Here is a 23211-nt window from a genome sequence, read left to right as displayed (position 1 = left end):
TTCGGAGGCATGGACTCGTCAGGCAAGGCGAGTCCAGACGCCGAAATTACGGCGCTTCGCCGAAATACTCTTTGAACTCGTGCCCCAGCTTGCGCGCCTTGGTGCGCAAATAAAACTCGTTATAGGGGTTGCGGTTGACCTGCAACGGGATGTGCTCTGTGACTGCGACGCCGATGCTGGTCAGGAAGCGTTCCTTGCGCGGATTGTTGGTCATCAAGCGCACTTGCCGGATACCGAAGTGCTGCAGCATGGGGCGGCAGATATCGTAGTGACGCATGTCCGCCGGAAAGCCCAGGCGCTCGTTGGCTTCAACCGTATCCGCGCCTTCGTCCTGCAGATGATAGGCGCGGATCTTGTTCAACAAGCCAATGCCACGGCCTTCCTGGCGCAGATACAGCAGAATGCCTCGCCCCTCGGTCGCAATCCGCTGCAGGGCGGCCTCGAGCTGCGCACCGCAATCGCAGCGCTGGCTGAACAGAGCATCACCCGTCAGGCATTCAGAGTGGATGCGCGCCAGCACGGGTTCATCCGTGCCGACATCGCCCAACGTCAGCGCCACGTGCTCTTTGCCACTGGCCGTTTCGGCAAACGCGTGAATCTGAAAAACAGCCCACGGAGTGGGCAACTGACTGGAGGCGACAAAGCGCAGGAGGTCGTCATCTTGACCCGACGAGGCCCCGGAAGAAGCAGACATGGCACGACGCAAAATTGTGACGGCGTATAGGTTAACACCTGCCGGTTTCTTAGGCCCTTACCCCCAGATAGCGCTCGATGATCTCACTGTTTTCGTGCAGATCCTTGGGCGTGCCTTCGTACACCATATGGCCGTTGTTGACGATGTAGCTGCGGTCGGCCAGCGCCAGGGCCGCGCGCACGTTCTGTTCCACGATGACGATGGTGTGACCGGAATCAGCCAGCTGGCGGCAGACGGCGATCAGGTCGCGCACGATAAGGGGCGCCAGGCCTTCGAAGGGCTCGTCCAGGAAAATGATCTCGGCGTTGCGAATCATCGCGCGGGCAATCGCCAGCATCTGCTGCTCGCCGCCCGACAACTGCTTGCCTCGGTTGCGCTTGCGTTCAGCCAGGCGCGGGAAGGTTTCGTAGATGTCGTCCAAGGTGCGGGCGTTGGGCGCCGTCATGGCCGCCAGCTGCAGGTTCTCCTGGACGGAAATCGAGCCAAACACGCGACGCTCTTCAGGGACCAGTTGGATGCCCAGCTGCGCCCGGGCATGCGGCGGCAGCTGCTGAATCTCGACCCCACGATGGCGAATGGTGCCTGATTTGACCTGGACCATGCCCATGAGCGACTTCAGCGTGGTGCTCTTGCCGGCCCCGTTGCGCCCCAGCAAGGCGACGACCTCATGTTCTTCGACCCGCATCGAGACGTCGAACAGAATGTGCGAATCGCCATAAAAGCTGTTGATTCGATCGACTTCAAGCAGACTCATCGTCCATCCCTCCAAGATAGGCTGCCTGGACCTCAGGATCCTGGCGAATTTCGTCGGCGGTTCCTTCGGCGAGCTTGCGGCCTTCGTAGAGCACCGTGATGCGCTCGGCCAGCTCGAACATGGCATCCATGTCGTGTTCAACGATCACCATGCTGCGGCCCTGACGAACCGACTTGAGCAAGGCCACGACCAGCACACGCTCCTCGGGTCCCAGACCCGCCAGGGGCTCATCAAAGAGCAGCACGTTGGCCCCGGTGGCCAGTGCCAGGCCAATTTCCAGACGGCGCTTCTCGCCGTAGGACATGTCGGAAACCCGGGTATCGGCCTGCCGGGTGAGATCCACCAGTGCGATCGCGGCGTTGACCTGCTCGTCCATTTCTGTGGAATGCAGCCCTGCCAGCAAGTCGTTGCGATAGTGGCCACGCATCCGCGCCAGCACCGGAACCATGACGTTCTGACGCACGGTGAGGTGCTCAAAGAGCTGATTGATCTGATAGCTCTTGCTCATGCCCAGCTGGCAGACGGCCGTGACACCCACGCCCGTGATGTCCTGCCCGCGGAAGTAGACCTTGCCGGACGTGGTGGGCAATTCGCCCGCCAGCATGGCGAAGAACGTCGATTTACCTGCGCCGTTAGGTCCGATCACACCATGCAGTTCACCTTCGCGCAGGGTGAAATTGATGTCCGTGTTGGCCTTCAGCCCCCCGTAGTGCTTGCTGATGCCACGCGCCTCGAGCACCGGCGCACCGGGCCGCGTCGTGGCCAGCGGCGGCACGATATCGAGCACCGTGGCCACTCGATCACTGGCGTCCTGGTCGATGTCGGCTGGCAGCCGCGTGCGGCGATGGCGGACGAAATCCAGAATGGCACCCGCCACGCCATGACGGAACAAGGTAACCAGAACGACGAACACGATCCCCAGGATGAGTTTCCAGTGGGCGCCAATGCTGGCGAAGTTTTGCAGACCTTCGTACAGGTAGAGCCAGATCGTGGCGCCGAGCAGAGGCCCCAGCAAGGTACCCGCCCCACCCATCACCGTCTGGATGATGAGCTGTGCAGAGGTATCCAGGCCAAATGCATCCGGCGGCATGTACGACTGGAAGACACCCAGCAGGCCACCGGCCAGGCCGCCGTAAGCTGCAGCCACCACGAACACGGTGAGCTTGTAGTTATGAATGGAGTGGCCCAGCGCCATCGCCCGCTTGGGGTTGCCCTGGATGGCCTTGAGCACCGCCCCAAACGGCGAACGCACGATGCGGCGGGCAATCAGATACCCCAGGAAGAAGATGACGGCAACGAACCAGTACATGGGCCAGCCACTGGAAATATGCAGCTGAACGAAGCCCAGGGAGATCTCGGGTGGCGGAACGCCCGCGATGCCGTTTTCACCCCCGGTGTAGTGCTTGAACGTAGAGTTCTCGAGGAAGTAGAACATCTCGCCAAACGCCAGGGTGCTCATGGCAAAGTAGATGCCCGTGCGGCGCAGCGTCAGGTAACCGATGACCAGGCCGGCCACGGCCGCCAGCACGGTACCGACCAGCAGAGCCACCAGCATATTGGCCACAATGCCCGAGGTCAGCAGATAGGCCGCAACGAAGCCCCCAGTACCATAGAACGCCGCCTGACCAAAGGACAGCAGCCCGGTGTAACCAAAGAGCAGGTCGAACCCCAGGCCAAACAGGCCCCAGATCAGAATCCGCGTCAGCAGATCCGGGCTCATGCCGATCAAAGGCAGGACGAACGGTGCAACCAGCAGGCCGAGTCCCACCAGCAATTCAGGAAGCCGTCTGCGCATGATGCCCCCGTGGGCCCGTGCAGCGCCCATTTCGCCGGCGCCTGTGCGACCGGCAGTTGTAGTAGATACCGAGCTCATTCCCGGCCCTCCTGTCCCATCAGGCCCTGCGGGCGGAAGATCAGCACCAAGGCCATGACCACGAAGAGCATCACTTCCGAATAGGCTGGATCAAAAATGGAAGTCAGGCTGAGGATCTCGCCCGCGATGATGCCGCCGATGATGGCCCCAGGAAACGAGCCCACCCCGCCGATCACCACCACGACGAAGGAATCGACCAGCACCCGATTGCCCATGTCGGGCAGCAGAGTGACGATGGGGGCGTCTATCATGCCGGCGTAGCCTGCCGCCATGGCACCCAGGCCAAAGACCAGCAGAAACGCGCGCTTGACGTTGATGCCCAGCGCGTCAACCATGCCGGAGTCTTCGATCCCGGCCCGCACGATCAGCCCCAGGCTGGTGCGATACAGGATGAAATACAGCAACAGCAGCGTGGCCGCTGCAATCCCGAGGGCCTGCAGGCGATACAAGGGGTAGATGAGGGAACCGATGTGTGCAATACCGGTACCCCATGAAGGAACCGGTACGGAAAGGCTGACGCCGCCGAAGATCGACCGCACGACTTCGACCAGAATGATGCCCAGGCCGAACGTGACCAGAATCTGGTCTTCGGCGGGGCGACTGTAATACCGACGCATCAGGCCGCGCTCGATGATGAGCCCGACCACCAGGGCCGTGGCTGCGCCAGCGGCCACCGCAATGACGAAAGAACCGGTGATGCCATACACGGTATAGCCCGCGTAGGCACCCACGACGAACAAGGCGCCGTGTGCAAAATTGATGACACCGAGCGTGCCGTAAATAATGGTCAGGCCGGTACTGATGAGCGCAAGCAACAGACCGGAGGCCAGCCCATTGAAGAGTTGCGATAAGAAAAGCGACAGGCTCGGCATCGAGTTGCCTCCTAGAGAATCCTGACAATTGCACCGGGTGCGGCGCCCCGCGAGAGCGGCACCGCACCCGGCATGGACGATCAGATGTAGCCGCCCATCTTGCAACCCAGCAGGCCAATCGGTGGCAACACGCTCTTGCCGTCCACCACTTGAACGATTTCGAAGTAGTCGTCCGGATTCTTCATTTCGGACGGTTTCTTGCCGCGCATGATGGGGAAGTTGACGATGCCCTGATGGTCTTCGCCCCGGAACGTGGCCTTGCCCACAGGGGTGTCGCGGACTTCACCGGCTTCGAGTGCCTTGACGACGTCAGGCGGGTAGAAGCTCTTGGCGCGCTCGACGGCATCGGCCCAAAGCGCCGTAGCCAGGTAAGCGTAGAGAGCTGAATCGCGCGGCATGGCGTTGTACTTTTTCTTGTAGGCGGTGACAAAGTCCTTGGCCACCGGATATTTGTCTTCCAGAGTCCACCAGAACCCGTGACCCACCAGCACTCCTTGCATGAGCTCCGGGCCGATTTCCTTTTCAAGAAAGGCAGACATGTACGGGACGACGACTTTCATTTTGTCGAGCAAGCCAAACTGCTTGGCCTGTTTGATGGCATTGGCCGCATCCGCGCCATACGCCACAACCACCAACACATTGGCATCGGTATTGGCGATGTTGATCAGGTACGAGCTGTAATCTTTGGCACCCAGCGGGTGAACCTGGTTGGTGACTGTCTTCCAGCCTTCCTTCTCGGAGAACTCCTTCATGGAAGCCGTCGTGGTATGCCCATAGGTATAGTCCGGCGTCAGATAGGCAGCCTTGCGGTCCTTGCCGAATTCCTTGGCGGCAACAGGGGCGATAGCCTTGCAAGCCATATAGCCGAAGTAGCACAGGCGAAACCCGTAGCGCTGGCAATCCACGCCTGTAGTTTCGTTAGAGCCCGAAATGGCGGTGAAATAAGGCGTGTGCTCGCGATTGCAGACTTTCTCGAGGGCAATCGCCACGGAACTGCTGGTGCTGCCGGCAATCATCAAAGCCTTGTTGTCGTGAATAAAGCGCGTGGCAGCCTGCACGGCAGTATTGGGCTTGGTTTCAGAATCGGCAAAGCCGAGTTTCAACGTCTTGCCCAGGACACCTTTTTTGGTCAACGGCGAAATCTTGCGAATCAGCTCGGACCCCTCGTTGAGCTGATCTGCGGCCAGCTGGTAACCGTTTTTCTGTTCGGTGCCCTGTGCGGAGTAAGGCCCTGTCAGGTCGACCGGCATGCCCAGGAAAATGGTGTCGCCCTTGGAGCCGTCCGGCCACGAACCCAGGGGTTTCTTGTCGTCAGCGGCCATGGCCACGCGAACGGCTCCCGGCAACAGCATGCTCCCCGCGACGCCTGCAGCACCCGCCTTGAGCACGGAGCGGCGCTTGACCGGGGTCTGCAGAGCCTGACCCAGAGTTTTCTTGTCATCCATCGGTATGTCTCCTGATTTGAGTGGTCCGGGCGTGGGCGGCATTGTGCCGTCCAACCCGGCTGAAAACAGCATTCCAGCAACTGCACCCGCGATTTATTTTTATTTCGCAAAACAGCTTTGTTTTTATTGGGCAGAGAGGCGGACCGCCAGATTTCTGCGTGACGCTATTAGGAAATTTGAAACTTACGCAAAACTTACGGAGCGTTTTGAAAACCGGGGTCGCTCTCAATGAGCAGATGGAATATGTGCTGCAAAAAGACCATGAACATTCAACAACACGATGATTCCATTGATTAATATGAACCTCGGAGGTTCGTATTGATCAGCGGTGATCAGGGTTTTCTCTTAAGGGAAAACATGAGGGTGACCAGATCGGGGGATCATTTTGATCGTGACGTCAGAAATCATGCACACCATTCAGATCAATATATTGCGACGCAATATAAACAGGATTAAGGCACGACTGAAGGATGGCACGGAGGGATGGCACGAAACGCCACAACCGCGTGCATGACACTTTAAGCACGGTATTGCGCTGCGTCGCAAAATGCCCTGTAATAGGAACTCCAAAAACGGGTCACCCCATCACGTCAGTGCAGGCTCTCATCATGCGGTTCACCCTTGGCTTACTCTGCGTGGCTGCGCTGGGAGCAACACCGGCGACCGGTTCAACAGTTGACGAATGGCCGGCGGCCCCAAAGCGGGTCGTCCTCGAAACCCCCTACGGCACCCTGGCCATCCGCGCCAGCGACTACCTGTACGGGGCCATGCTGACGTTCAATCAGGCCGCCACCACACCCCACTTGCAGGGCATTCTGAACATCCCGTATGCCTACCAGGTGGGTAAGCAGCAAATGGCCTTGGTCAGCGAAGACAAAGGGCTGCCCGACTGCCCAGTGACGTATTACTGGGTCGTGATCAACAGTACGGGCTACCATATCTCGGCGCCGTTCGGGTCTTGTTCCACGCAAATCCGGCTCGTCACACAGGGCGCGTTGCTGCGCATGGAAACACCCGACCACCAAGACGCCACCAAGCTGGACGTCTGGACCTTCAACGGCAAAAAGGTCCAGAAAACGACAGTCCGCCGCACAGCGGCGAAATAGACATCTACCTCCTGTCAGGAGGGCAGCTGCTCGCCTAGAAAAGCCCGGCTTGCAAGGCGCCGAGGCGCTCGCCAAATTGCGCGGGCGTCATCTGCACGCCATTGACCGTCACCTGGCCATCGGCATAGCCAAGATCCATCTGCACGGATCCTTGCCCTGACTGTTTTACCAGGCCCACGCGCTCGAGCCGACCCACATACTGATCGAACATCATGCTTACCAAAGCCGTGGCGACGTCGCCATTGGCCCCCCCCTGACCCTGGCGCACCAGCTGCAGCAGCATGGGCTTTGACACGACCAGATTCATGGACAAGGCATGGATGCCTTTCTGCAGCGTGTCGCCCAGATCGCTCGGGGTGCCGGCGCCATCGACAGGGCGGAAATCCGCCTGCGCCTTAATCTCGGTGACACCCTTGGGGTTGGACCAGCGCAAGGTACGCAGGGCCAGGCGTGGCGACGCAGCGAGCACAGGCAACAGGCTGTCCCGCAAGCGCTGCTGCTCGGCAGCCGACAGGTCGCTGCCCGGGGTGTGCTTGGCATCGACCTGTGCCACGGTCTGCATCAAGGCCTGGAAGGCCTGTGCCACGACGTTTTGCGCAGTGGCCGTCATCTGCAGCTCGCCCAGGTCTCGGGCCGCAAGCTGCAACTGCTGCGCCTTGTAGACCAGTTCACTGTCCATCAAACCGCCCGTACGGGCGGTATCCACCGCCAGCGATTGATGCTGCAGCGCAAGTGGCAGGCCGTCCTGGGGAATGAAATCCAGCTGATCCAGATCCAGCTGCTGGTGCGCCTGCTGATCCGAATCGCCTTCTCCACGATTCCGAGCCTGGAGATTCAGTCCGTTGAGTTTGAGCGTCGCGCCACTGACGGAGTCCTGCAGGATGAATCGATCAAAGTGGCCGGACAGCGTGGTTTGCCGGGCCTTCGGTTCGTAGTGCACCTGAACGGTACCGCCGCTGAAATCCATGCCTTCTGCCTTGGCGGGCGCGAAGTTTGCCTCGGACGACACGTCTCCGGTAAAGCTGATGCGCGTGCGGGCAACCCACGGCGATTGCCCTTGGGGAATGGCCGCATCCCAAGGCTTCCATTCCCCGCCCGAGACGGGGGTCAGGCGACTGTAGGCGGCCAGGGGCTGCCAGATGCCTTCGCGAATAGCCGCCAGGGGCCAGGGGCCATGCTGCAGGTCGTCGTGCACTCCCAACTCGTGAATGCCACCCTCTTCGTCATGGTAGACCAGGGCATACTCGATCTCGGAACTGAAGAGCCCACGGTCATAGGACTTGATCTGCAAAGCAGGTGCGGCACCCTTGCCGCCCCACTGATCCACAATATGCTGATTGGCCTGCGTCACCCAGGCCTCAATACTTTGTTGAGCCACGCGCCCCGCATACCACGAGGCGCCGCCGTAGGCGACGACCAGCACGGCCAACAGGCCGCCAGAAATTTTCAGCTGGCGATGATTCATGGAAACTCCAGGAAGGCGCCCGCTCGGGCGCCGAAAGGATCGAATATTCAGGATTCGGTGGGATGGCTGATCTTGCGCGAGAGCTCTCGAGGCAATGGAAAAGACACCTGCTCTTTCACGCCCCGCAACGGACGTACACTGCGCACGCCCAGCTCTTTGAGTCGGTCGATGACTTGCTGCACCAGAGCCTCGGGGGCCGATGCACCGGCCGTCACCCCCACCCGCCTGGACCCGGCCAGCCAGGAGGGATCGATCATGTCGGGGCAATCGAGCAGATAGGCCTTCACGCCCTTGCGTTCGGCGACCTCGCGCAAGCGATTGGAATTCGAGCTGTTCTGGCTGCCCACCACAATGACCAGATCGCACTGAGGTGCCATGATGCGAACCGCGTCTTGTCGGTTCTGAGTCGCGTAGCAGATATCGCCTTTTTTGGGCTCGACGATGCCGGGGAAGCGTTGGCGCAGGGCCTCGGCCACCTCGGCCGCATCGTCAATGGACAAGGTCGTCTGCGTGACGAACCCCAGCTTGCTGGGATCCCGGACCTGAAGCTTCGCGACGTCGGCCACGGTCTCGACCAGATACATGCCGTCGCTGGCCTGCCCCAAAGTGCCCTCGACTTCAGGGTGCCCCTTGTGGCCGATCATGACGACTTCGCGGCCCTCTTTGCGCATGCGGGCCACTTCGACGTGCACCTTGGTGACCAACGGGCACGTGGCATCGAAGATGCGCTGGCCGCGCTGTTCGGCTTCAGACCGGACTGCACGCGATACGCCATGGGCCGAAAAAATGACGATAGCGCCAGATGGCGCGTCTTCGAGTTCGTCGATGAAGATCGCACCCTTGGACTTGAGGTCTTCGACTACGTAACGGTTGTGCACGATTTCGTGACGCACGTAGATGGGGGCCCCGTGAATCTCGAGCGCCCGTTCGACAATGCTGATGGCTCGATCCACGCCGGCGCAGAAGCCGCGCGGCTGGGCCAGGACGATCTCGGGCTCGGTGCCCGCAGGGATGTCGGAAGGCTGCGGCGTCGTCATAACACCCCCAGGATGTGAACCTCGACCTGCAGATCCGTTCCGGCCAAGGGGTGATTGAAGTCGAACAACGCAGCATCGTCTTGCAGCGTCTTGAGGATGCCAGAGTAGCGCCCACCATTGGGGGCAACGAACTCCATCATCTCGCCGGCCACGAATTCTGTCCCCGGAGGGGCATTGCTCGTGATTTCTTCACGCGAAACCCAGCGCAGCAGCTCAGGATTGCGCTCGCCATAAGCCTGCGCGGCCGGGACGTCGACCGTGAAATGCTCACCTTCGGCGCGGTCCAGTAACAAGGCTTCGATGCCAGGCGCCCACTGGCCCACCCCCATCTGCAGGGTAGCAGGCCGATCCAGAAAGGTATCGACAAAGGCAGTGCCCGCAGCCGGGCCGCTGGTCAGTTCGATGCGATAGTGCAGCGTTACGTAGGAATCGGAATGGACAAAAGCGTTCACGACGTCAGGTGCGGAGCTCAAAGTGTGTCACCGTAGAGGTTCTGGTCAAACCTGTCAATTTTAGGGCCTAAAATGCCACAGGATACGGTATCTCCCTGCGACGAGCGTCCCCGCGAGCGTCTTTTGCGCCACGGTGCCCATACGCTGACGGTGGCAGAACTGCTTGCCATCCTGCTGCGCACAGGTACTCGGGGGCGGAACGCGGTGGCCATGGGCCGCGAACTCATCGAACACTTTGGTGGCTTGCGTGCCCTTTTATCGGCCGAGGCACGTGAGCTGATGGCGTTCCGGGGGCTGGGCGCTGCCAAGACATGCGAGCTGCTTGCGGTGCAAGAACTCGGCCGGCGAGCACTGGAAGAGCCCCTGCGCCACACCGAGATCCTCAGCCAACCCGAACGGGTCAAAGAATTCTGTGCCATGCGCCTGAGCCATCTGCGGGTCGAGCACTGCATTGCGCTCTTCCTGGATACCCAGTTGCAACTCATCAACTGCGCTGAAATCGCTCGCGGTACCTTGTCACAAGCCTCGATCTACCCGCGCGAAGTCGTCAAGGCGGCGCTGGCGCACCACGCAGCTGCCATCATTCTGGCGCACAACCATCCGTCAGGGATTGCAGAACCCAGCGCAGCCGACATCCACCTGACGCGGCAGCTCAAGCAGGCACTCGCGCTGGTGGACGTTCGCCTGCTCGATCATCTGGTCGTCGGGGCCAACGCCGTCAGTTCGCTGGCCGAGCGCGGGCAGGTGTAGGGGGCCGCATCAACCAGAAACCAGCCGCTGGGCATTTTCGTGCAAGACAGCTCCCAACAAGGTTCCGGGCAAGCCTGCCAGCTGCTCCTGCGGATTGGGCAACCCCATGGGAAACGGCCAGTCAGAGCCAAAAACCACATGGTCTTCGCCAAAAACCTGTGCGGCCAGCGCCAGCGCACCCGCATCATGAACGATGCTGTCCACCCAGAAACCACGCAGTGTCTGCAAGGGAGGGCCGATGTCCGACACCGGCACGCCGGGACGCCGGGTGTCGTAGCCACGCTGCAGCCGCCCCGCCACCGCAGCCGTCACCCCACCGCCGTGCGCCAGGCAAAAGCGCAGGGACGGATGACGGGTACACACACCACCCAGTACCAGGTGGCTCACTGCGACCGCCGTTTCGAACGGATTGCCCAGCAGGTTGTCCAGATAGAAGGCGCTGAGCCGGCCATCGCAGCAATGCCCGGGATGAATGAAGACCGTGGCCGCCTTCACACCCAGATCGGACCATAGGGGCTCGAGCTGTGGGTCGCTATGGCAGATGCCGGGGTGCCCCCCCGCCGCCACCGAAAAATGACGATGACCCGCCTCCAGCGCCCGCCGCGCAAACTCGAGGGCCAGCGCAGGATGTTCCAGCGGCAAGTGATGCAAGGCAAGCAGGCGGCCATGTGCACCGTGTGCCACATCCGTCAGGGCAGTATCGAGATAAGAAAACCATGCACGCGCCTCTTCAGGAGGAAGATGCTGCCGGTACGCAGGGGGCGGCACCGAAACCCAGGCGTGGCGCACGCCATGCTGATCCATCCAGGCAAGCAGACGTTCGGGCCGGAAAAGGTCTGCAACCCGGATGCTGCGCCCATCAATTTGAAGGCACTCACCTTCTTGCAACACGCCCCCCAGCCCTGACAACGCGCGCGGGACGATGGGGATCAAATGCGTGTGAACGTCCAGCGCAATCCCTTGCATGTCAGCTCTTCACCAGAAAATTGTTCAGTATTCAGGCTCGAAATTGCCATTCATCTCGTCGCTCCAGAACTCGGGCGACCACTGGGGTCCCCAGGTGTAGGGCAGCGAGCGCCAGTCGCGGCAGACCCAGTGCGAGGTGACCTTGTCCATGTCAGAGTAATACTCGATCCAGCTGCCCCAGGGATCGCGAAAATACTCGAACAGATTAGAGGCGATGGCATGACGGCCAGGACCAAAGAGTTCACGATATCCGGATTCACGCATGTGCCAGGCCCCAAAACCGATGTCATCGAAGCTTGCCACGTAAAAGCTGGCGTGCTGCAGGCCTCGATGCGAGCTTTGAATCAGGGCAAAACAGTGGTGATCGACGATCCCCTCGCCCGCATTCATGAACACGCCCTTACCGGCGATCCGATCCGTAGGCCGGAGCCCCAGCACTTCAGTAAAGAAGCGCTCGGCCTTTTCCCAATCCGGGGTGAAAATCAAGATGTGCCCCAGGCGCAGCGGCCGACGGCCCCGCGTGGGCTCGAGTGCTTGCCACAGGTTGACGTCTACACGACGTATCTGGCCCCCAAGGTTGTATTCGGGGAGCGCCACTACCGGTTCAGGCTGAAGCTCTCCCGGATGCAGATTGATGCGCGTCCCCCAGGGGTCCTTGAACCACAAGCCGGCCCGCGTGCCGGCCACGGGCGAAGCCTCTGTGGGCGCCATCCCCTGTGCTCGCAGACGATCCGCAAACACGCCCAGGGCCGCAGGCGACACCAGAAACGAAACATGGTGCAGGCGCTTCTTCGCCCCCTGAATCAACACGACCTCGTCGTTGAGCCGCCCAGGACACCGCAACAGCAGCGCATCGCCCTCTTCCCGCGCCTGCAGGCCAAAGGTCTCGTAGAAACGCCGAGCCTCCTGCAAGTCGGGCACTTCCAGCCCGAATCCATTCAAACCCATTACACGCGGCGTCAAGATACCCATCCTTTGCTCCCTAATCCGGCCAGTCGAGCGCCACCGACGACTCGCCATACAAATCTACAGATTCGAGCCGATTGCGCAATTCTCCGAGGCCGGTGGCCTGCACCACCAGTTCATCCCCAGCCTTGAGGAAGACAGGCGGGTTGCGGGCATTGCCGATACCACTCGGGGTGCCGGTAAGCAGAACGTCTCCGGGGCGCAAGGTCATTCCCAACGAGAGTTCAGCGACCAGTTCAGGTACCGTAAGCACCATCTGGCGAGCGTATGCGTCCTGCATGACCTGACCATTGAGAAGGCACTTCAGGCGCACGGCGGGCAAGTCCACTTCGTCAGCGGTGACGACCCACGGCCCCAATGGCATGGTGCCGTCCAGACTCTTGCCCTTAAGCCACTGCCCGCCGTGGCGCCGCTGTAGGTCGCGCTGCGATACGTCGTTTGCCAGGCAATAGCCCCATACGTGATCCATCGCCTGTCTGGCAGGGATGCTGCGCCCCGCCTTGCCAATGATCACGGCGACCTCGGCTTCGTAATCCCACTTCTTCGAGATGCGCGCATCGAAAGCGATAGGATCGGTGGGCCCGATCACCACGTCGGGCGATTTGGTGAAAAACGCCGGAGCCTTGGGCCGCTCGACTTCCTGGCCTTCGCGTTTACCGATGCTTTCCGTGAAATGATCGTAGTAATTCCAGCCAGTGCACAGCACATCGCGACGAAAGCGGTCCACTGGCGCCAGAAAACGCACTTCGTTCAGTGGCACACAGTCGGCCTGCGACGACGCCACCTGGCGCACGCTGGCCGCCAGGCCGCGCGGGTCGCGCTCCAGCCAATCGACCAGGCTGGGCGAACCGGGCAGCAAGCGCACGCCGTCATCCGCCACCACGCCAAGCCTCACCTGGGAATCATGAAATACCCTGGCAATTCGCATCAAATCCTCCTTTGACCTTCAAGCATCCGGCAGCACAGCGATCGCGTTGATCTCGATCAAATAGTCGGGAGACGTCATTTTGGAGACTTCAACCATGGTCGAGGCGGGTGGAATCCCGGTGAAATATTCGCGCCGGATCTTGTGGATTTTTTCGAACTGCTCCATGTTGCGGATGAAAACGTCCACGCGGCAGATGTCGTCCAGCGTACCTCCCGCCGTCTCCACGGCACTTTTCAGGTTTTCGCACACCTGCCGGGTTTGCACCTCGATGTCGCCTACGCCAGCGATGGTTCCGTCGGGCCGCCGGGCCGTCATCCCCGAAATAAAGACCAGCTGCCCCTTGGCAGCGATCATGGTGGCCTGCGAGAAATGGCCATTGGGCGATCGCAAGGCGCCCGTGCTGATCTGTTTCTTTCCCATGAGAATTCCCCTCCGTTCAAGACATTGGCTGAAAAAGTGTGCGGCCATCCAGGCCTAGGTCATCGGCGACCTGTCGCAGGTGGTCCTGTGTATGGACGGCCACAGGGCACGCGCCACCACGCTGCTGCCGCATGGACCAGGTACGTTCCCCGGGAGTGAACAACTGCGCTGTCCCCGGAGCCCGTCGGGACGCGCGCACCTCCTGTGCGTATTCACTCGCACGGTGCGCAAAATCGGCTAGTGGCAGGAACCGCTGCACGTCGATGGCGAGAAAAAAATGAGCGCACCCATAAGGAGTGGCGCTATCGCCATACAAGGGCTGAACCTGCGCACCGAGCGCTCCCGAGGAAAGCCCCCCACACAGCAGGTCGACCAAAAAAGCCAGCCCAAAACCCTTGGCACCACCCGTCGGTAGCAGCATCCCCGCGATGGCGGCAGAAGGATCAGTGGTGGGTTTTCCTGCAGCATCGGCCGCCCACCCGGCGGGCAGCATCTGGCCCGACTCCGCCGCAAGGCGAATCTTGCCCATGGCGCTGGCACTCATCGCCATATCCAGCACGATGGGGATGCCCTCTTCCGAGGGCACTGCAATCGAAAGCGGGTTGTTGCCGACGACGCGTTCGGCCCCGCCCGGCGCCGGCATCAGGGGGCGAGTGTTCGACAATGCCACCCCGATGAGCCCGCGACTGGCCAGCTGCCGCGTCCAGTACCCCGCTGCCCCAAAATGAAAAGCATTGCGCACGGCCACGCTGGCCATCCCATGCACGGGCGTACGCCAACCCAGCAGGTCGACGGCCTGGTGGGACGACAGCTGGCCCAGGATGTGATGCGCATCCAGCACCAGCGTGCTGCCCGTGTCATCGATGACTTCGGCGGCCTCGGCCACCGACACCGAACCGGCTCGCAAGCGGTCCAGATACAACGGAACCAGCATGACTCCGTGAGACGGAATCCCACTAAGATCGGCATCCACCAGTGAGTCAGACACGCGTTCGGCCGCAGCCTGCGGCACGCCCACCGCCCGGAACAGACGGGCGACTGCGCCTCGCAATTGCCGTTCCGGGAAGCACACGCTTCCACGATCGTTGCCTTGCACCGCAGTGGATTCCTTGACGGAGGCCATCCCCGAGTTCCTCACAACCCTTCCGCCTCAGTGCGCATCGCGCTCATCCGTGTACCAATCAGGTACCTGCGGATAATGCGGCCCGTCGTAGATTTCCAGCACGATGGTTTCTTCGTGCGCGTAGGTTGGACCATGCACCAGCCCCTTGGGATTCAGGTAGAAACAGCCCTGCGTGAGGACTACGCCTGTCTTCAGGTATTCGTACCGCCCCTTGAGGCAGAACATGGACTGGTTCGAGGCATGCGAATGCGGTGCCGGAATGCCAGCTCCTTTGTCAAAACGAATCAAGGCGACCGACGCGCCTGTAGCCTCGTCGCGCCACAGCATTTTTTCGGCAATGCCTTTGAGCGATTTTTCGCGCCACGGCATGTCCTGGCTCTGAATCAGAATTTCGACCAGATTGGTCACGTCCGGGGCCGCAGAACCGGAGGCTACCGTGTGGCCTTTGCTTTCTTCCGTCATGTTCTATGTCCTACTCCAGCAATCAACGATATCCAGGATTTCAGAAGACGACCTCAACCCGCCTACATCAGGCGGCCGAGGTCGAATCGGCTGGCAACCAGGGTTCCAGCAGGGTCTCGGCCAGCACGACCACGCCATACAAAACGATGCCCAGAAACGCCAGCGCAAACAGGGCTGCAAACGCGAGCGGCGTATTGAGTTGGGAATTGGCCGCCAGCAGCAGGTTGCCCAGTCCTTGATTCGAGCCCACGAACTCGGCGATGACCGCACCAATGACCGCCAACGTGATGGCCACCTTGGAGCCCGACAGAATGAAAGGCAGGGATGACGGGAACTGGAATTTGCAAAAGAGCTGCAAGGGGCTGGATTGCAGAGAATGCGCGAGTTCAATGTAGGCCTTGGGCGTCGCCCGCAAGCCTGCCGACGTGTCCACGACGATCGGGAAGAACGCCACCAGCCAGACGATGACCAGCTTGGACTCGATACCGATCCCAAACCACACCAGCACAATGGGTGCCAGGGCAATCTTGGGCACCGACTGCATGGCAATCAGCAACGGGTAGAACGCCTGGTTCAGGAGCTTGGAGCCCGCGATGGCCACGGCAATGGGGACGCCCGTCACGAACGCCAGGACGAATCCATAAATGCATTCCTTAAGCGTGATCCAGCCCTGATCCAGCAAGAGCATTCTCTGGTTCAGGAACGCATCGAACACTTGCTCCGGCGTCGGAAGCACCACCGGAGGCAACCCAAAAATCCTGACACTAAAGTGCCACACCAGCAGCAGGAACAGAGCCCCCACCAAGGGATAGCCATACCGCTTTGCCGATGCGCGATTCATTTGAATACCCCCAGCGCCTCACTGGCCTGCCGTTCGAGTTGCGTGAATTCAGGGGTGTAACGAACGTGCACGTCGCGGGGATAGGGCAGCGGAACGTCCAGATGCTCCACGATGCGGGCGGGACGCTTGCTGAAGATCACTACCTGGTCTGACAGGTACACGGCTTCGGAAATGCTGTGCGTCACGAAGATCACGCTGGTTTTGGTTTCAGCTCGAATTTTCAGCAGCAGATCGTGCATTTCCATGCGCGTCAGCTCGTCCAGCGCCCCGAAGGGCTCGTCCATGAGCAGCAGATCGGGCTTGTGAATCAAGGCCCGGCACAGAGCCACGCGTTGCTGCATGCCCCCGGAGAGCTGATGGGGGCGAGATTTGCCAAAACCGCTCAGCCCCACCAGATCCAGCAATTCTTCCGCCCGTCGGACAGCGGCATGGTCACAACGTCCACTGATTTCCATGGGCAGCAGGACATTCTTGAGCACCGAACGCCAGGGCAAAAGGTTCAAGGACTGAAACACAAAGCCAAAATCACGGCGTGGCCCCGTTACTTCGTGCCCCCCTACCTGGACTGAGCCAGCCGTTTTGTCCACCAACCCCGCCACGATGCGCAACAAGGTAGTCTTGCCACAGCCGCTGGGCCCGAGCAAGGAGACAAACTCGCCATCCCGGAAGGAAAAGGACGCCTCGTCGATCGCTACCACCGGTGGCGATCCAGCGCGCTGCGGATACACCATGCGCACCTTGTCGATGACGCCGAACGCAGCACGGTCCGCCAATACAGAGGGATTCGAGGCGGCCAACTTGAGAAACCCTGATCTCACGGCATCACCGGAGGGTTCGGGATGAATTCGTTCGTATAGAGATCCTTGGCCATGGGCGCAGTGCCTTCTATGCCCACGTACTTGACCACGAAATCCACCGACTCTTTCATCCGGGCCGGGTCGATATAGCCCAGGCCCTTTTCTTTGGTGACTGGGATGACCGCCATCTTCTTGAGCAGCTTGAGCTCACCCACGATGACCTCGCGATTGAGTGAGGGCACGTACTTTTGCTCGATACGCGCAGCCTCGTCCATGTTGGACAAGGCATCGTGCCATCCCTTGAGGGATGCCGAGACAAAGGCTTTGACGATCTTGGGATGCGCCTTCAGGTAGTCTTGCTTGACCAGCACCCCATCCGAATACAGGGTCAGGCCATGATCGGCCAGCAGGAACGTACGCAAATTACCCGGCTTGGCGCTACGCTCCATACCCACTTGCCCAAAAACAAAGGTCTCGATGGCCGGCACTTTGCCACTGAGCAAGACCCCCGGGCGGGCAGAACCTGCCACGTTGGTGAATTTGACAGCGGATGGATCCATGCCCCGTTGCGCCATCAGCCCCTGAATGATGCGCGGCGTCATGCTGTCAGAACTGCTGGCGATCGTCAGCCCCTTGAACTGCGACAGGTGCGTGACGTTGGCACCGTCCTTCAAAGAAAACACGGCATAAGGCGCCTTCTGGTAGTTCATTTCAACGAAGACGCCTGACGACACGCCTCGCGCACGCCCCAGCACCAGCGAGGTCGGATCGGAAAAGGCGAACTGCGCCACGCCTGCTTCCAATGCCTGCAGCGACTGTGCCGTGCCCTGCCCTGGGACGATCTTCACGTTCAGGCCTGCCTGCTTGAAATAGCCCTTGTCGAGTGCCACGTACCAGGGTGCATGACGCCCCATGGCGCTGAAGTCGAGCATGAAGGTCACGTCTGTGAGCTGGTTGCCGGCCGCCGCGGCCGGCAGCGGAACAAAGGTCGTGGCGCCTACCAGCCCGGCCATGGCGAGGGCCGTGCCCCATTGACGCAGTGGCCGATGGGCCAATTTGAAAAATTCGAACATTCGCTTGTCTCCGTGGCGATGAATGGATCTGGTGTCCTCTCTCACTGATACATTACATGATATATCACACGAATGCAATACCGATTAAAATTAACAAAAGGAGTCAGCCAGTGAACAGGAACCTATGACCACCGCTCGCGCAAGCAAGGCCCCGCTCTCGGAGCAGGCCTACGATCAGATCAAGTCCCGCATTCTGCGGCTGGAGTTCCGCCCCGGAGAGTTCTTGAATGAGATGGAAATATGCAAGATGCTCGACATGGGGCGCACCCCCGTGCATCAGGCAGTACATCGGCTCATGCTCGACGGGCTGCTGGACATCATTCCTCGCAAGGGCTTGCTGATCCGCCCCGAATCCATGAATGAAATCCTGCAGGTGCTTGAAGCCCGCTGGACGGTGGAGCCCGGCGTGGCCGCTCTCGCGGCCGAGCGTGCTACGCCGAAACAGGTTGAACGGTTGCGCACCCTGCTGGACGAATCGGCAGCCATCAGCGATTTGCATCACCGCCAGCGGCAGATGGAGATCGATCACGAATTCCACGGGACGATTGCCATGGCCTCTGGCAACCCAGTGCTTGCCGAAGTCATCCGCCCATTGCACGAACGCTCGGGACGCCTGTGGCACCTGCAGCTCAGGGCTACCGACGACGTGCAGCACACGCACCAGGAGCACGAGGCCATCTACGACGCTATTCGACGCGGCGACAAAGAAGCGGCCACGCGAGCGATGCAAGCCCACCTCAGCTCGCTGCGCCGGCGCAGGATTCTTGCCGCCGATCCCCTGCGCGAGTGACTCCCCCATTGCCTGAAAGGTAGCCGGTACACGGTCTTGTGCGCGTAAAGTTTGCATGCACCCCGAAACCATCATAAAATGGCGGGCTCAATCTGGATACGTAGTCAGGGCTTAGGTACGACAATAAGAGTACTGCAATGAGCTTCTGGCCGGCGACCCCAAAACTTTACGGATTTCACCATGAAAGAAGGCATCCACCCGGAATACCGCGAGGTCGTGTTCCTCGATCTGCAAACCGGTCACAAGTTCATTTCGCGTTCGGCCTTGGCTTCGCGTGAAACCACCGAAATCGACGGCAAGAGCTACCCGCTTTTCAAGTGCGATGTCACTTCTGAATCGCATCCGTTCTATACCGGTGCCCAGACGCGTATCGTCGAAACGGGCCGTGTGGAGAAATTCCGCGCGCGCTTTGCCCGCACGGCCGGCACAGTCAAGAAGTAATCAGCGCGATCCCAGGTGGCTGCGGCACCGGCCGCACCCTTCGCGCAAAAGAGGCAGCCTGCAGGCTGCCTCTTTTCATTTAACATGGGTTTCGACCCGATCGACCAGACTACTGACCCGTGCTTCCTGAATCCATCCGCTCGACCCCTGCTCGCCTGACAGCCAACGCGGCGGCCAAGCTGCCGCGGCTGTTTCTGATGGCGGTCGGGCTGGTCTACATTCTGGCCGGGCTGTTCTACCGTGACCCCTGGAAGACGGACGACGTCACTGGCCTGGCGACGATGCTCACGGCTCTCTCAGGCGAACCGCACGCGTGGCTGCTGCCACAGATCGGGCACCTGGCACAGGCTCAGGACGGCCCTCTGATCACCTGGGTGGGGGCCACCTGCATCGAAATATTCCGTCCGCTCCTGACGCTCTTCTTCGATCCGCTGGACGCGGCCATCATCGCGTCGCGCCTGCCCAACATCCTGTGGTTCGCTATCCTCACCGCGTCCATCTGGTATGGCACCTACCTGCTGGGCCGGCGGGCCGAAGCACAGCCGCTGGCCTTGCCCTTCGGGGGTGAGCCCGACGCACGCGACTACGGCCGCATGCTGGCAGACGCCGCCCTGCTGCTCATCGTGGCCACCGTGGGGATCATCTGGCGCATGCACGAGACCTCCGAGGTTCCGGCGGTCATTGCCTGCCAGGCACTGGCGTACTACGCCGTCGCCCGCATGCTGGATCGCCCCATCTCAGGCGCCGTCACTCTGGGCGTCGCACTGGGTGCAGCCTTCCTGGCCCGCGGCTGGCTGGGCGCACTGCCTCCCATGCTGGCCATCCCACTGATCTTCCTGCCCGGCGGCCTACTGGCGGGCGAACGTAAATGGCTGCTGGTGAGCGCACTCATTTGCGCCACACTCATTCTTCTGTGGTGGATTCCGGCCCAGCAGTTCGGCCCCTACTGGACGGAAAGCTGGCTTCACTGGACCCGCCATGCATTCAGCCTGCCCCACGCGCGCGCCTGGGGCAGCATCGTGCGCGACCTGCCCTGGTTTCTCTGGCCTACCTGGCCGCTCGCAATTCTGTCACTCTGGCGTTGGCGCGGCTGGTTCGGCGCACCCCACATCCGCATTCCACTGGGTTTCCTCGCCGCTGCAGCGCTAGTGCTGCTGGCCAGTGCCGACCCCTTCGAGCCTGAATACAGCATGCTGGCCGTCCCCTGCGCGGTCCTGGCAGCGTTCGCATTGCCCACGTTGCGCCGGGGCGTGGTGAACACACTGGACTGGTTCGCAGTGATGTGCTTTTCACTTACGGCTGCCACCGTGTGGCTGGGATGGATCGCACTTCAGGTCGGATGGCCGCACCAGATTGCCCAGAATATCAGCCTGCAGACGCACGGATACGACATCCACGTGGCGTGGCCAGCGACCGTCATTGCGATCCTGGGTACCCTGGGGTGGATCTTGCTGGTGCGCTGGCGGCTGCATGAGCACCCCAAGGGGCTGTGGCGCGGCACCGTGCTCTCGGCAGGAGGCCTCATCACCACGTGGCTGCTGCTGGCCACACTCTGGATGCCGGTCCTCGATTACATCCGCAGCTACCGTGAAGTCTCGGCCTCTCTGGCGCAGGCACTCGCACAATACCGCCAGCCCGGCGAATGTGTACGCACCCTGAATCTGGGCAGCGGCCAACGGGCCTCGTTCCTGGTGTTCAACGACATCAAGTTCGACTTCAACCCGCGCTGCACGCTGGTGCTGCAGCAGCTCAGCCCGGCCAGCCTGAGGCGTGGGACGGCTGAATACGCACACCATCCTGCCCTCTGGCAGGGCCGCAGGGGACCCGACCGGCACGAGATGTTTCGCCTGCTGCGCCTCACCCCGCCAGAACAACGCGGCTCAACCCACTGATCAGGCCGCCTGCTGCGGCGGCTCGGTCGCGGTGCCCGGCGTGACCAGTTCCACGACTTTGCTGCGCGACAGCACGCCCAGGAATTCGCCTTGCTCGTCGGTGACGGCCACGGGATCGGGCGTGCGCAGCAACTGCGCCAGAACCTCGTCCAAGCCTGCCGAGGCTGGCACCGACGCCATATCGGACAGATAGCGTGAAATGTCTCGCGCGCTTTCCTGCACGGCGCGCCGTGCATCGACCCGCGTGAGAACTCCTGCCAGCCGCTTGCCGTCGAGCACCGCCACATAGTCGTAGCCCCGCGCCACCAGCCGCTCCAGCGCATGCACAGGCTGGGTGCGCATGGTCAGCGTCAGCGAACGCTCGACACAGGCATGAGATGCGTTGAAGACCTTGCCCCGGTTGACGTCCTGCAGGAAGGATTCGATGTAGTCATTGGCGGGCGAGAGCAGGATGTCTTCCGGCGTCCCTTCCTGGATCAACTCGCCGTCCTTCAGGATGGCAATGCGATTGCCCAGGCGCAAGGCCTCGTCCAGATCGTGCGTGATGAAGACGATGGTCTTGTTCAGCTTCGACTGCAGCGCCAGGAGCTGATCCTGCATCTCGTGGCGAATCAGCGGATCAAGTGCAGAAAAGGCTTCGTCCATCAGCAGGATTTCAGCATCGGTCGCCAGTGCTCGCGCCAACCCGACTCGTTGCTGCATGCCCCCTGAAAGCTGATCAGGGTACTGGTTCTCGAGCCCCGACAACCCGACCTGATCCAGCCAATGCCGAGCGCGCTGGGTGCGCTCGGTACGGCGCACACCCTGCACGGCAAGCCCATAGGCAACGTTATCCAGCACCGTACGGTGTGGCAACAATCCAAAACGCTGGAACACCATGCTCATTTTCTGCTGGCGAAACTTCTCCAGCTCGCGAGGCCTGAGGCCCATGACATCGACCCCATCGACCAGAATCCGTCCCGCACTGGGTTCAATCAAGCGGTTAAAGTGACGAATCAGGGTCGATTTGCCCGAACCGGACAAACCCATGATGACATGGATGTTCCCCGCCTCGATGGACATGCTGATATTGCGCAGGCCCAGCGTGTGGCCACCTTGCTGCAGCATGGCCTCCTTGGACAGACCACTGCGCGCGGCCTCCATCCAGCGCTCGGGGCGAGGGCCGAAAATCTTGTAAATGTTGTGGACTTCGATCTTGCTCATATCAGTTCCCCCGCGTGTGCCGACGACGCCCGAACTGCTGCGTAATCCGGTCGAAAATGATGGCAAGGATCACGATGCCCGTGCCTGCCAGCAGACCTCGTCCCACCTGCAGTCGATTGATGCCCTGCAACACTTCATAGCCAAGCCCACGCACACCAATCATGGAAGCAATGACCACCATGGCCAACGCCATCATCGTGGTCTGGTTGACACCCGCCATGATATTGGGCAAGGCAAGCGGCAACTGAACGCCAAAGAGCTGCCTCGTGCGACTCGCCCCAAAGGAGCGCGAGGCTTCAAGCACCTCCGCATCCACCAGACGAATGCCAAGATCCGTGAGCCGGATGACGGGCGGCACCGCATAGATGACTGTCGCAAAAAGCGCCGCCAACTTACCCAGGTTGAACAGCATCACCACCGGAATCAGGTAGACGAAACTGGGCATGGTCTGCATCACATCCAGAACCGGCATCATGACGGCACGCACCCACCGCACGCTCGCCATGGCGATCCCCATGGGGATGCCCAGCATCACAGAAAAAGCGACCGCCACCAGCATGAGCGACAGGGTCTGCATGGAGGGTTCCCACAGACCGATGGCCCCTAGAAGCGCCAACAGGCCCCCCATGGCCAGGCTGAAACGCCACTTGCGGCTACCCAGCCAGGCGATGACGACGACCACCGCAATGATGGCCCACCACGGGGAATGACGCAGAAGGTTGTCGGACCAGATGAGCAAATCCAGCAGAGGCTGGGTGAGCTTGCGAAGCACATCGGAATACTGCGTAACCAGCCCATTGACGAAGGTATCGATGGGCCGTTGCAGTTCCCGTGCCGAAATCAGTTCGGGAAACATGGCCG

25 protein-coding genes are annotated in these 23211 nt (G+C 61.0%); 6 read left to right on the top strand and 19 right to left on the bottom strand.

Features of this window, described 5'->3' with window-relative positions; translation table 11 throughout:
- Window positions 1–46: 46 nt before the first annotated feature.
- From ribA to VF285_RS05055, 5 genes are all read right to left on the bottom strand, one after another.
- Entirely contained in the window at window positions 47–694 is a 648-nt protein-coding gene (ribA, locus tag VF285_RS05075) for a GTP cyclohydrolase II (protein ID WP_346951540.1), read from the bottom strand.
- A 49-nt stretch (window positions 695–743) separates the two neighbouring features.
- Window positions 744–1448: an ABC transporter ATP-binding protein gene (locus VF285_RS05070; protein ID WP_346951539.1), complete on the bottom strand. Its 705-nt coding sequence runs from the start codon at window positions 1446–1448 to the stop codon at window positions 744–746.
- A complete protein-coding gene (locus VF285_RS05065) occupies window positions 1435–3321 on the bottom strand; it encodes a branched-chain amino acid ABC transporter ATP-binding protein/permease (protein ID WP_346951538.1) in 1887 nt (628 codons plus the stop codon). The genes VF285_RS05070 and VF285_RS05065 overlap by 14 nt, the downstream gene beginning before the upstream one ends.
- Complete coding sequence (locus tag VF285_RS05060) at window positions 3318–4193, bottom strand: branched-chain amino acid ABC transporter permease (RefSeq protein WP_346951537.1); 876 nt, start codon at window positions 4191–4193, stop codon at window positions 3318–3320. Before VF285_RS05060 ends, VF285_RS05065 begins: the two co-directional genes overlap by 4 nt.
- A gap of 80 nt (window positions 4194–4273) precedes the next feature.
- A complete protein-coding gene (locus tag VF285_RS05055; RefSeq protein WP_346951536.1) occupies window positions 4274–5638 on the bottom strand; it encodes a substrate-binding protein in 1365 nt (454 codons plus the stop codon).
- Here VF285_RS05055 and VF285_RS05050 point away from each other — a divergent pair.
- Together VF285_RS05050 and VF285_RS05045 are read left to right on the top strand one after the other, a co-directional pair.
- The gene (locus tag VF285_RS05050; protein ID WP_346951535.1) at window positions 5628–5870 is read left to right on the top strand and encodes a hypothetical protein; all 243 of its coding nucleotides are present in this window, start codon (window positions 5628–5630) and stop codon (window positions 5868–5870) included. The two genes, VF285_RS05055 and VF285_RS05050, sit on opposite strands and share 11 nt — an antisense overlap.
- 376 nt (window positions 5871–6246) lie before the next feature.
- Window positions 6247–6744, top strand: a complete 498-nt coding sequence (locus VF285_RS05045; RefSeq protein ID WP_346951534.1) for a hypothetical protein — start codon at window positions 6247–6249, stop codon at window positions 6742–6744.
- Window positions 6745–6778: 34 nt separating this feature from the next.
- Here the strand turns inward: VF285_RS05045 and VF285_RS05040 are convergent, their stop codons facing one another.
- From VF285_RS05040 to VF285_RS05030, 3 genes are read right to left on the bottom strand one after another with little or no spacing between them, the layout of a single operon-like run.
- Window positions 6779–8209 carry a YdgA family protein gene (locus VF285_RS05040; protein WP_346951533.1) on the bottom strand — a complete coding sequence of 477 codons (1431 nt, stop codon included), beginning with the start codon at window positions 8207–8209 and terminating at the stop codon, window positions 6779–6781.
- Window positions 8210–8256: 47 nt separating this feature from the next.
- Window positions 8257–9246, bottom strand: a complete 990-nt coding sequence (gene ispH, locus VF285_RS05035) for a 4-hydroxy-3-methylbut-2-enyl diphosphate reductase (protein ID WP_346951532.1) — start codon at window positions 9244–9246, stop codon at window positions 8257–8259.
- Window positions 9243–9719, bottom strand: a complete 477-nt coding sequence (locus VF285_RS05030) for an FKBP-type peptidyl-prolyl cis-trans isomerase (protein ID WP_346951531.1) — start codon at window positions 9717–9719, stop codon at window positions 9243–9245. Before VF285_RS05030 ends, ispH begins: the two co-directional genes overlap by 4 nt.
- A gap of 51 nt (window positions 9720–9770) precedes the next feature.
- On the opposite strand from VF285_RS05030, the gene radC reads away from it, so the two are divergent.
- Window positions 9771–10448 (top strand): RadC family protein, encoded by a 678-nt coding sequence (radC, locus tag VF285_RS05025; protein WP_346951530.1) that lies wholly within the window; start codon window positions 9771–9773, stop codon window positions 10446–10448.
- A 9-nt stretch (window positions 10449–10457) separates the two neighbouring features.
- Here the strand turns inward: radC and VF285_RS05020 are convergent, their stop codons facing one another.
- The 9 genes from VF285_RS05020 to VF285_RS04980 all read right to left on the bottom strand — a co-directional run bounded on the left by VF285_RS05020 (window position 10458) and on the right by VF285_RS04980 (window position 18024).
- Window positions 10458–11414 carry an amidohydrolase family protein gene (locus VF285_RS05020; protein WP_346951529.1) on the bottom strand — a complete coding sequence of 319 codons (957 nt, stop codon included), beginning with the start codon at window positions 11412–11414 and terminating at the stop codon, window positions 10458–10460.
- 24 nt (window positions 11415–11438) lie between these two features.
- A complete protein-coding gene (locus tag VF285_RS05015) occupies window positions 11439–12377 on the bottom strand; it encodes a VOC family protein (protein WP_346951528.1) in 939 nt (312 codons plus the stop codon).
- Window positions 12378–12396: 19 nt separating this feature from the next.
- On the bottom strand, window positions 12397–13308 hold the full coding sequence (locus VF285_RS05010) for a fumarylacetoacetate hydrolase family protein (protein WP_346951527.1): 912 nt from the start codon (window positions 13306–13308) through the stop codon (window positions 12397–12399).
- An 18-nt stretch (window positions 13309–13326) separates the two neighbouring features.
- Window positions 13327–13728, bottom strand: coding sequence for a RidA family protein (locus VF285_RS05005; RefSeq protein WP_346951526.1), 402 nt, complete (start codon window positions 13726–13728; stop codon window positions 13327–13329).
- 16 nt (window positions 13729–13744) lie between these two features.
- Window positions 13745–14851, bottom strand: a complete 1107-nt coding sequence (locus tag VF285_RS05000; RefSeq protein ID WP_346951525.1) for an Ldh family oxidoreductase — start codon at window positions 14849–14851, stop codon at window positions 13745–13747.
- 27 nt (window positions 14852–14878) lie between these two features.
- Complete coding sequence (locus tag VF285_RS04995) at window positions 14879–15313, bottom strand: cupin domain-containing protein (protein ID WP_346951524.1); 435 nt, start codon at window positions 15311–15313, stop codon at window positions 14879–14881.
- 67 nt (window positions 15314–15380) lie between these two features.
- Window positions 15381–16154, bottom strand: a complete 774-nt coding sequence (locus VF285_RS04990; protein ID WP_346951523.1) for an ABC transporter permease — start codon at window positions 16152–16154, stop codon at window positions 15381–15383.
- A complete protein-coding gene (locus VF285_RS04985) occupies window positions 16151–16972 on the bottom strand; it encodes an ABC transporter ATP-binding protein (RefSeq protein ID WP_346951522.1) in 822 nt (273 codons plus the stop codon). Before VF285_RS04985 ends, VF285_RS04990 begins: the two co-directional genes overlap by 4 nt.
- Window positions 16969–18024, bottom strand: coding sequence for an ABC transporter substrate-binding protein (locus tag VF285_RS04980; protein WP_346951521.1), 1056 nt, complete (start codon window positions 18022–18024; stop codon window positions 16969–16971). Before VF285_RS04980 ends, VF285_RS04985 begins: the two co-directional genes overlap by 4 nt.
- Window positions 18025–18148: 124 nt before the next feature.
- Between VF285_RS04980 and VF285_RS04975 the strand changes: the two genes are divergently transcribed.
- The 3 genes from VF285_RS04975 (at window position 18149) to VF285_RS04965 (ending at window position 21147) form a co-directional block, all read left to right on the top strand.
- On the top strand, window positions 18149–18814 hold the full coding sequence (locus VF285_RS04975) for a GntR family transcriptional regulator (RefSeq protein WP_346951520.1): 666 nt from the start codon (window positions 18149–18151) through the stop codon (window positions 18812–18814).
- Window positions 18815–18994: 180 nt separating this feature from the next.
- Window positions 18995–19255 carry a type B 50S ribosomal protein L31 gene (locus tag VF285_RS04970; protein ID WP_346951519.1) on the top strand — a complete coding sequence of 87 codons (261 nt, stop codon included), beginning with the start codon at window positions 18995–18997 and terminating at the stop codon, window positions 19253–19255.
- A 197-nt stretch (window positions 19256–19452) separates the two neighbouring features.
- Window positions 19453–21147: a glycosyltransferase gene (locus tag VF285_RS04965; RefSeq protein WP_346951610.1), complete on the top strand. Its 1695-nt coding sequence runs from the start codon at window positions 19453–19455 to the stop codon at window positions 21145–21147.
- Here VF285_RS04965 and VF285_RS04960 read toward each other — a convergent pair whose 3' ends face one another.
- Window positions 21148–22350, bottom strand: a complete 1203-nt coding sequence (locus VF285_RS04960) for a glycine betaine/L-proline ABC transporter ATP-binding protein (protein ID WP_346951518.1) — start codon at window positions 22348–22350, stop codon at window positions 21148–21150. It lies immediately after the preceding gene.
- 1 nt (window position 22351) lies between these two features.
- Window positions 22352–23206, bottom strand: a complete 855-nt coding sequence (locus VF285_RS04955) for an ABC transporter permease (RefSeq protein ID WP_346951517.1) — start codon at window positions 23204–23206, stop codon at window positions 22352–22354.
- Window positions 23207–23211 lie beyond the last annotated feature (5 nt).

This window comes from Castellaniella sp. (assembly GCF_036379515.1).
In the GTDB taxonomy this organism is placed as follows: Bacteria; Pseudomonadota; Gammaproteobacteria; order Burkholderiales; family Burkholderiaceae_B; genus Castellaniella.
Note: the sequence above shows the minus strand (reverse complement) of the source record. Positions and strands in the feature narration are given on the sequence as shown.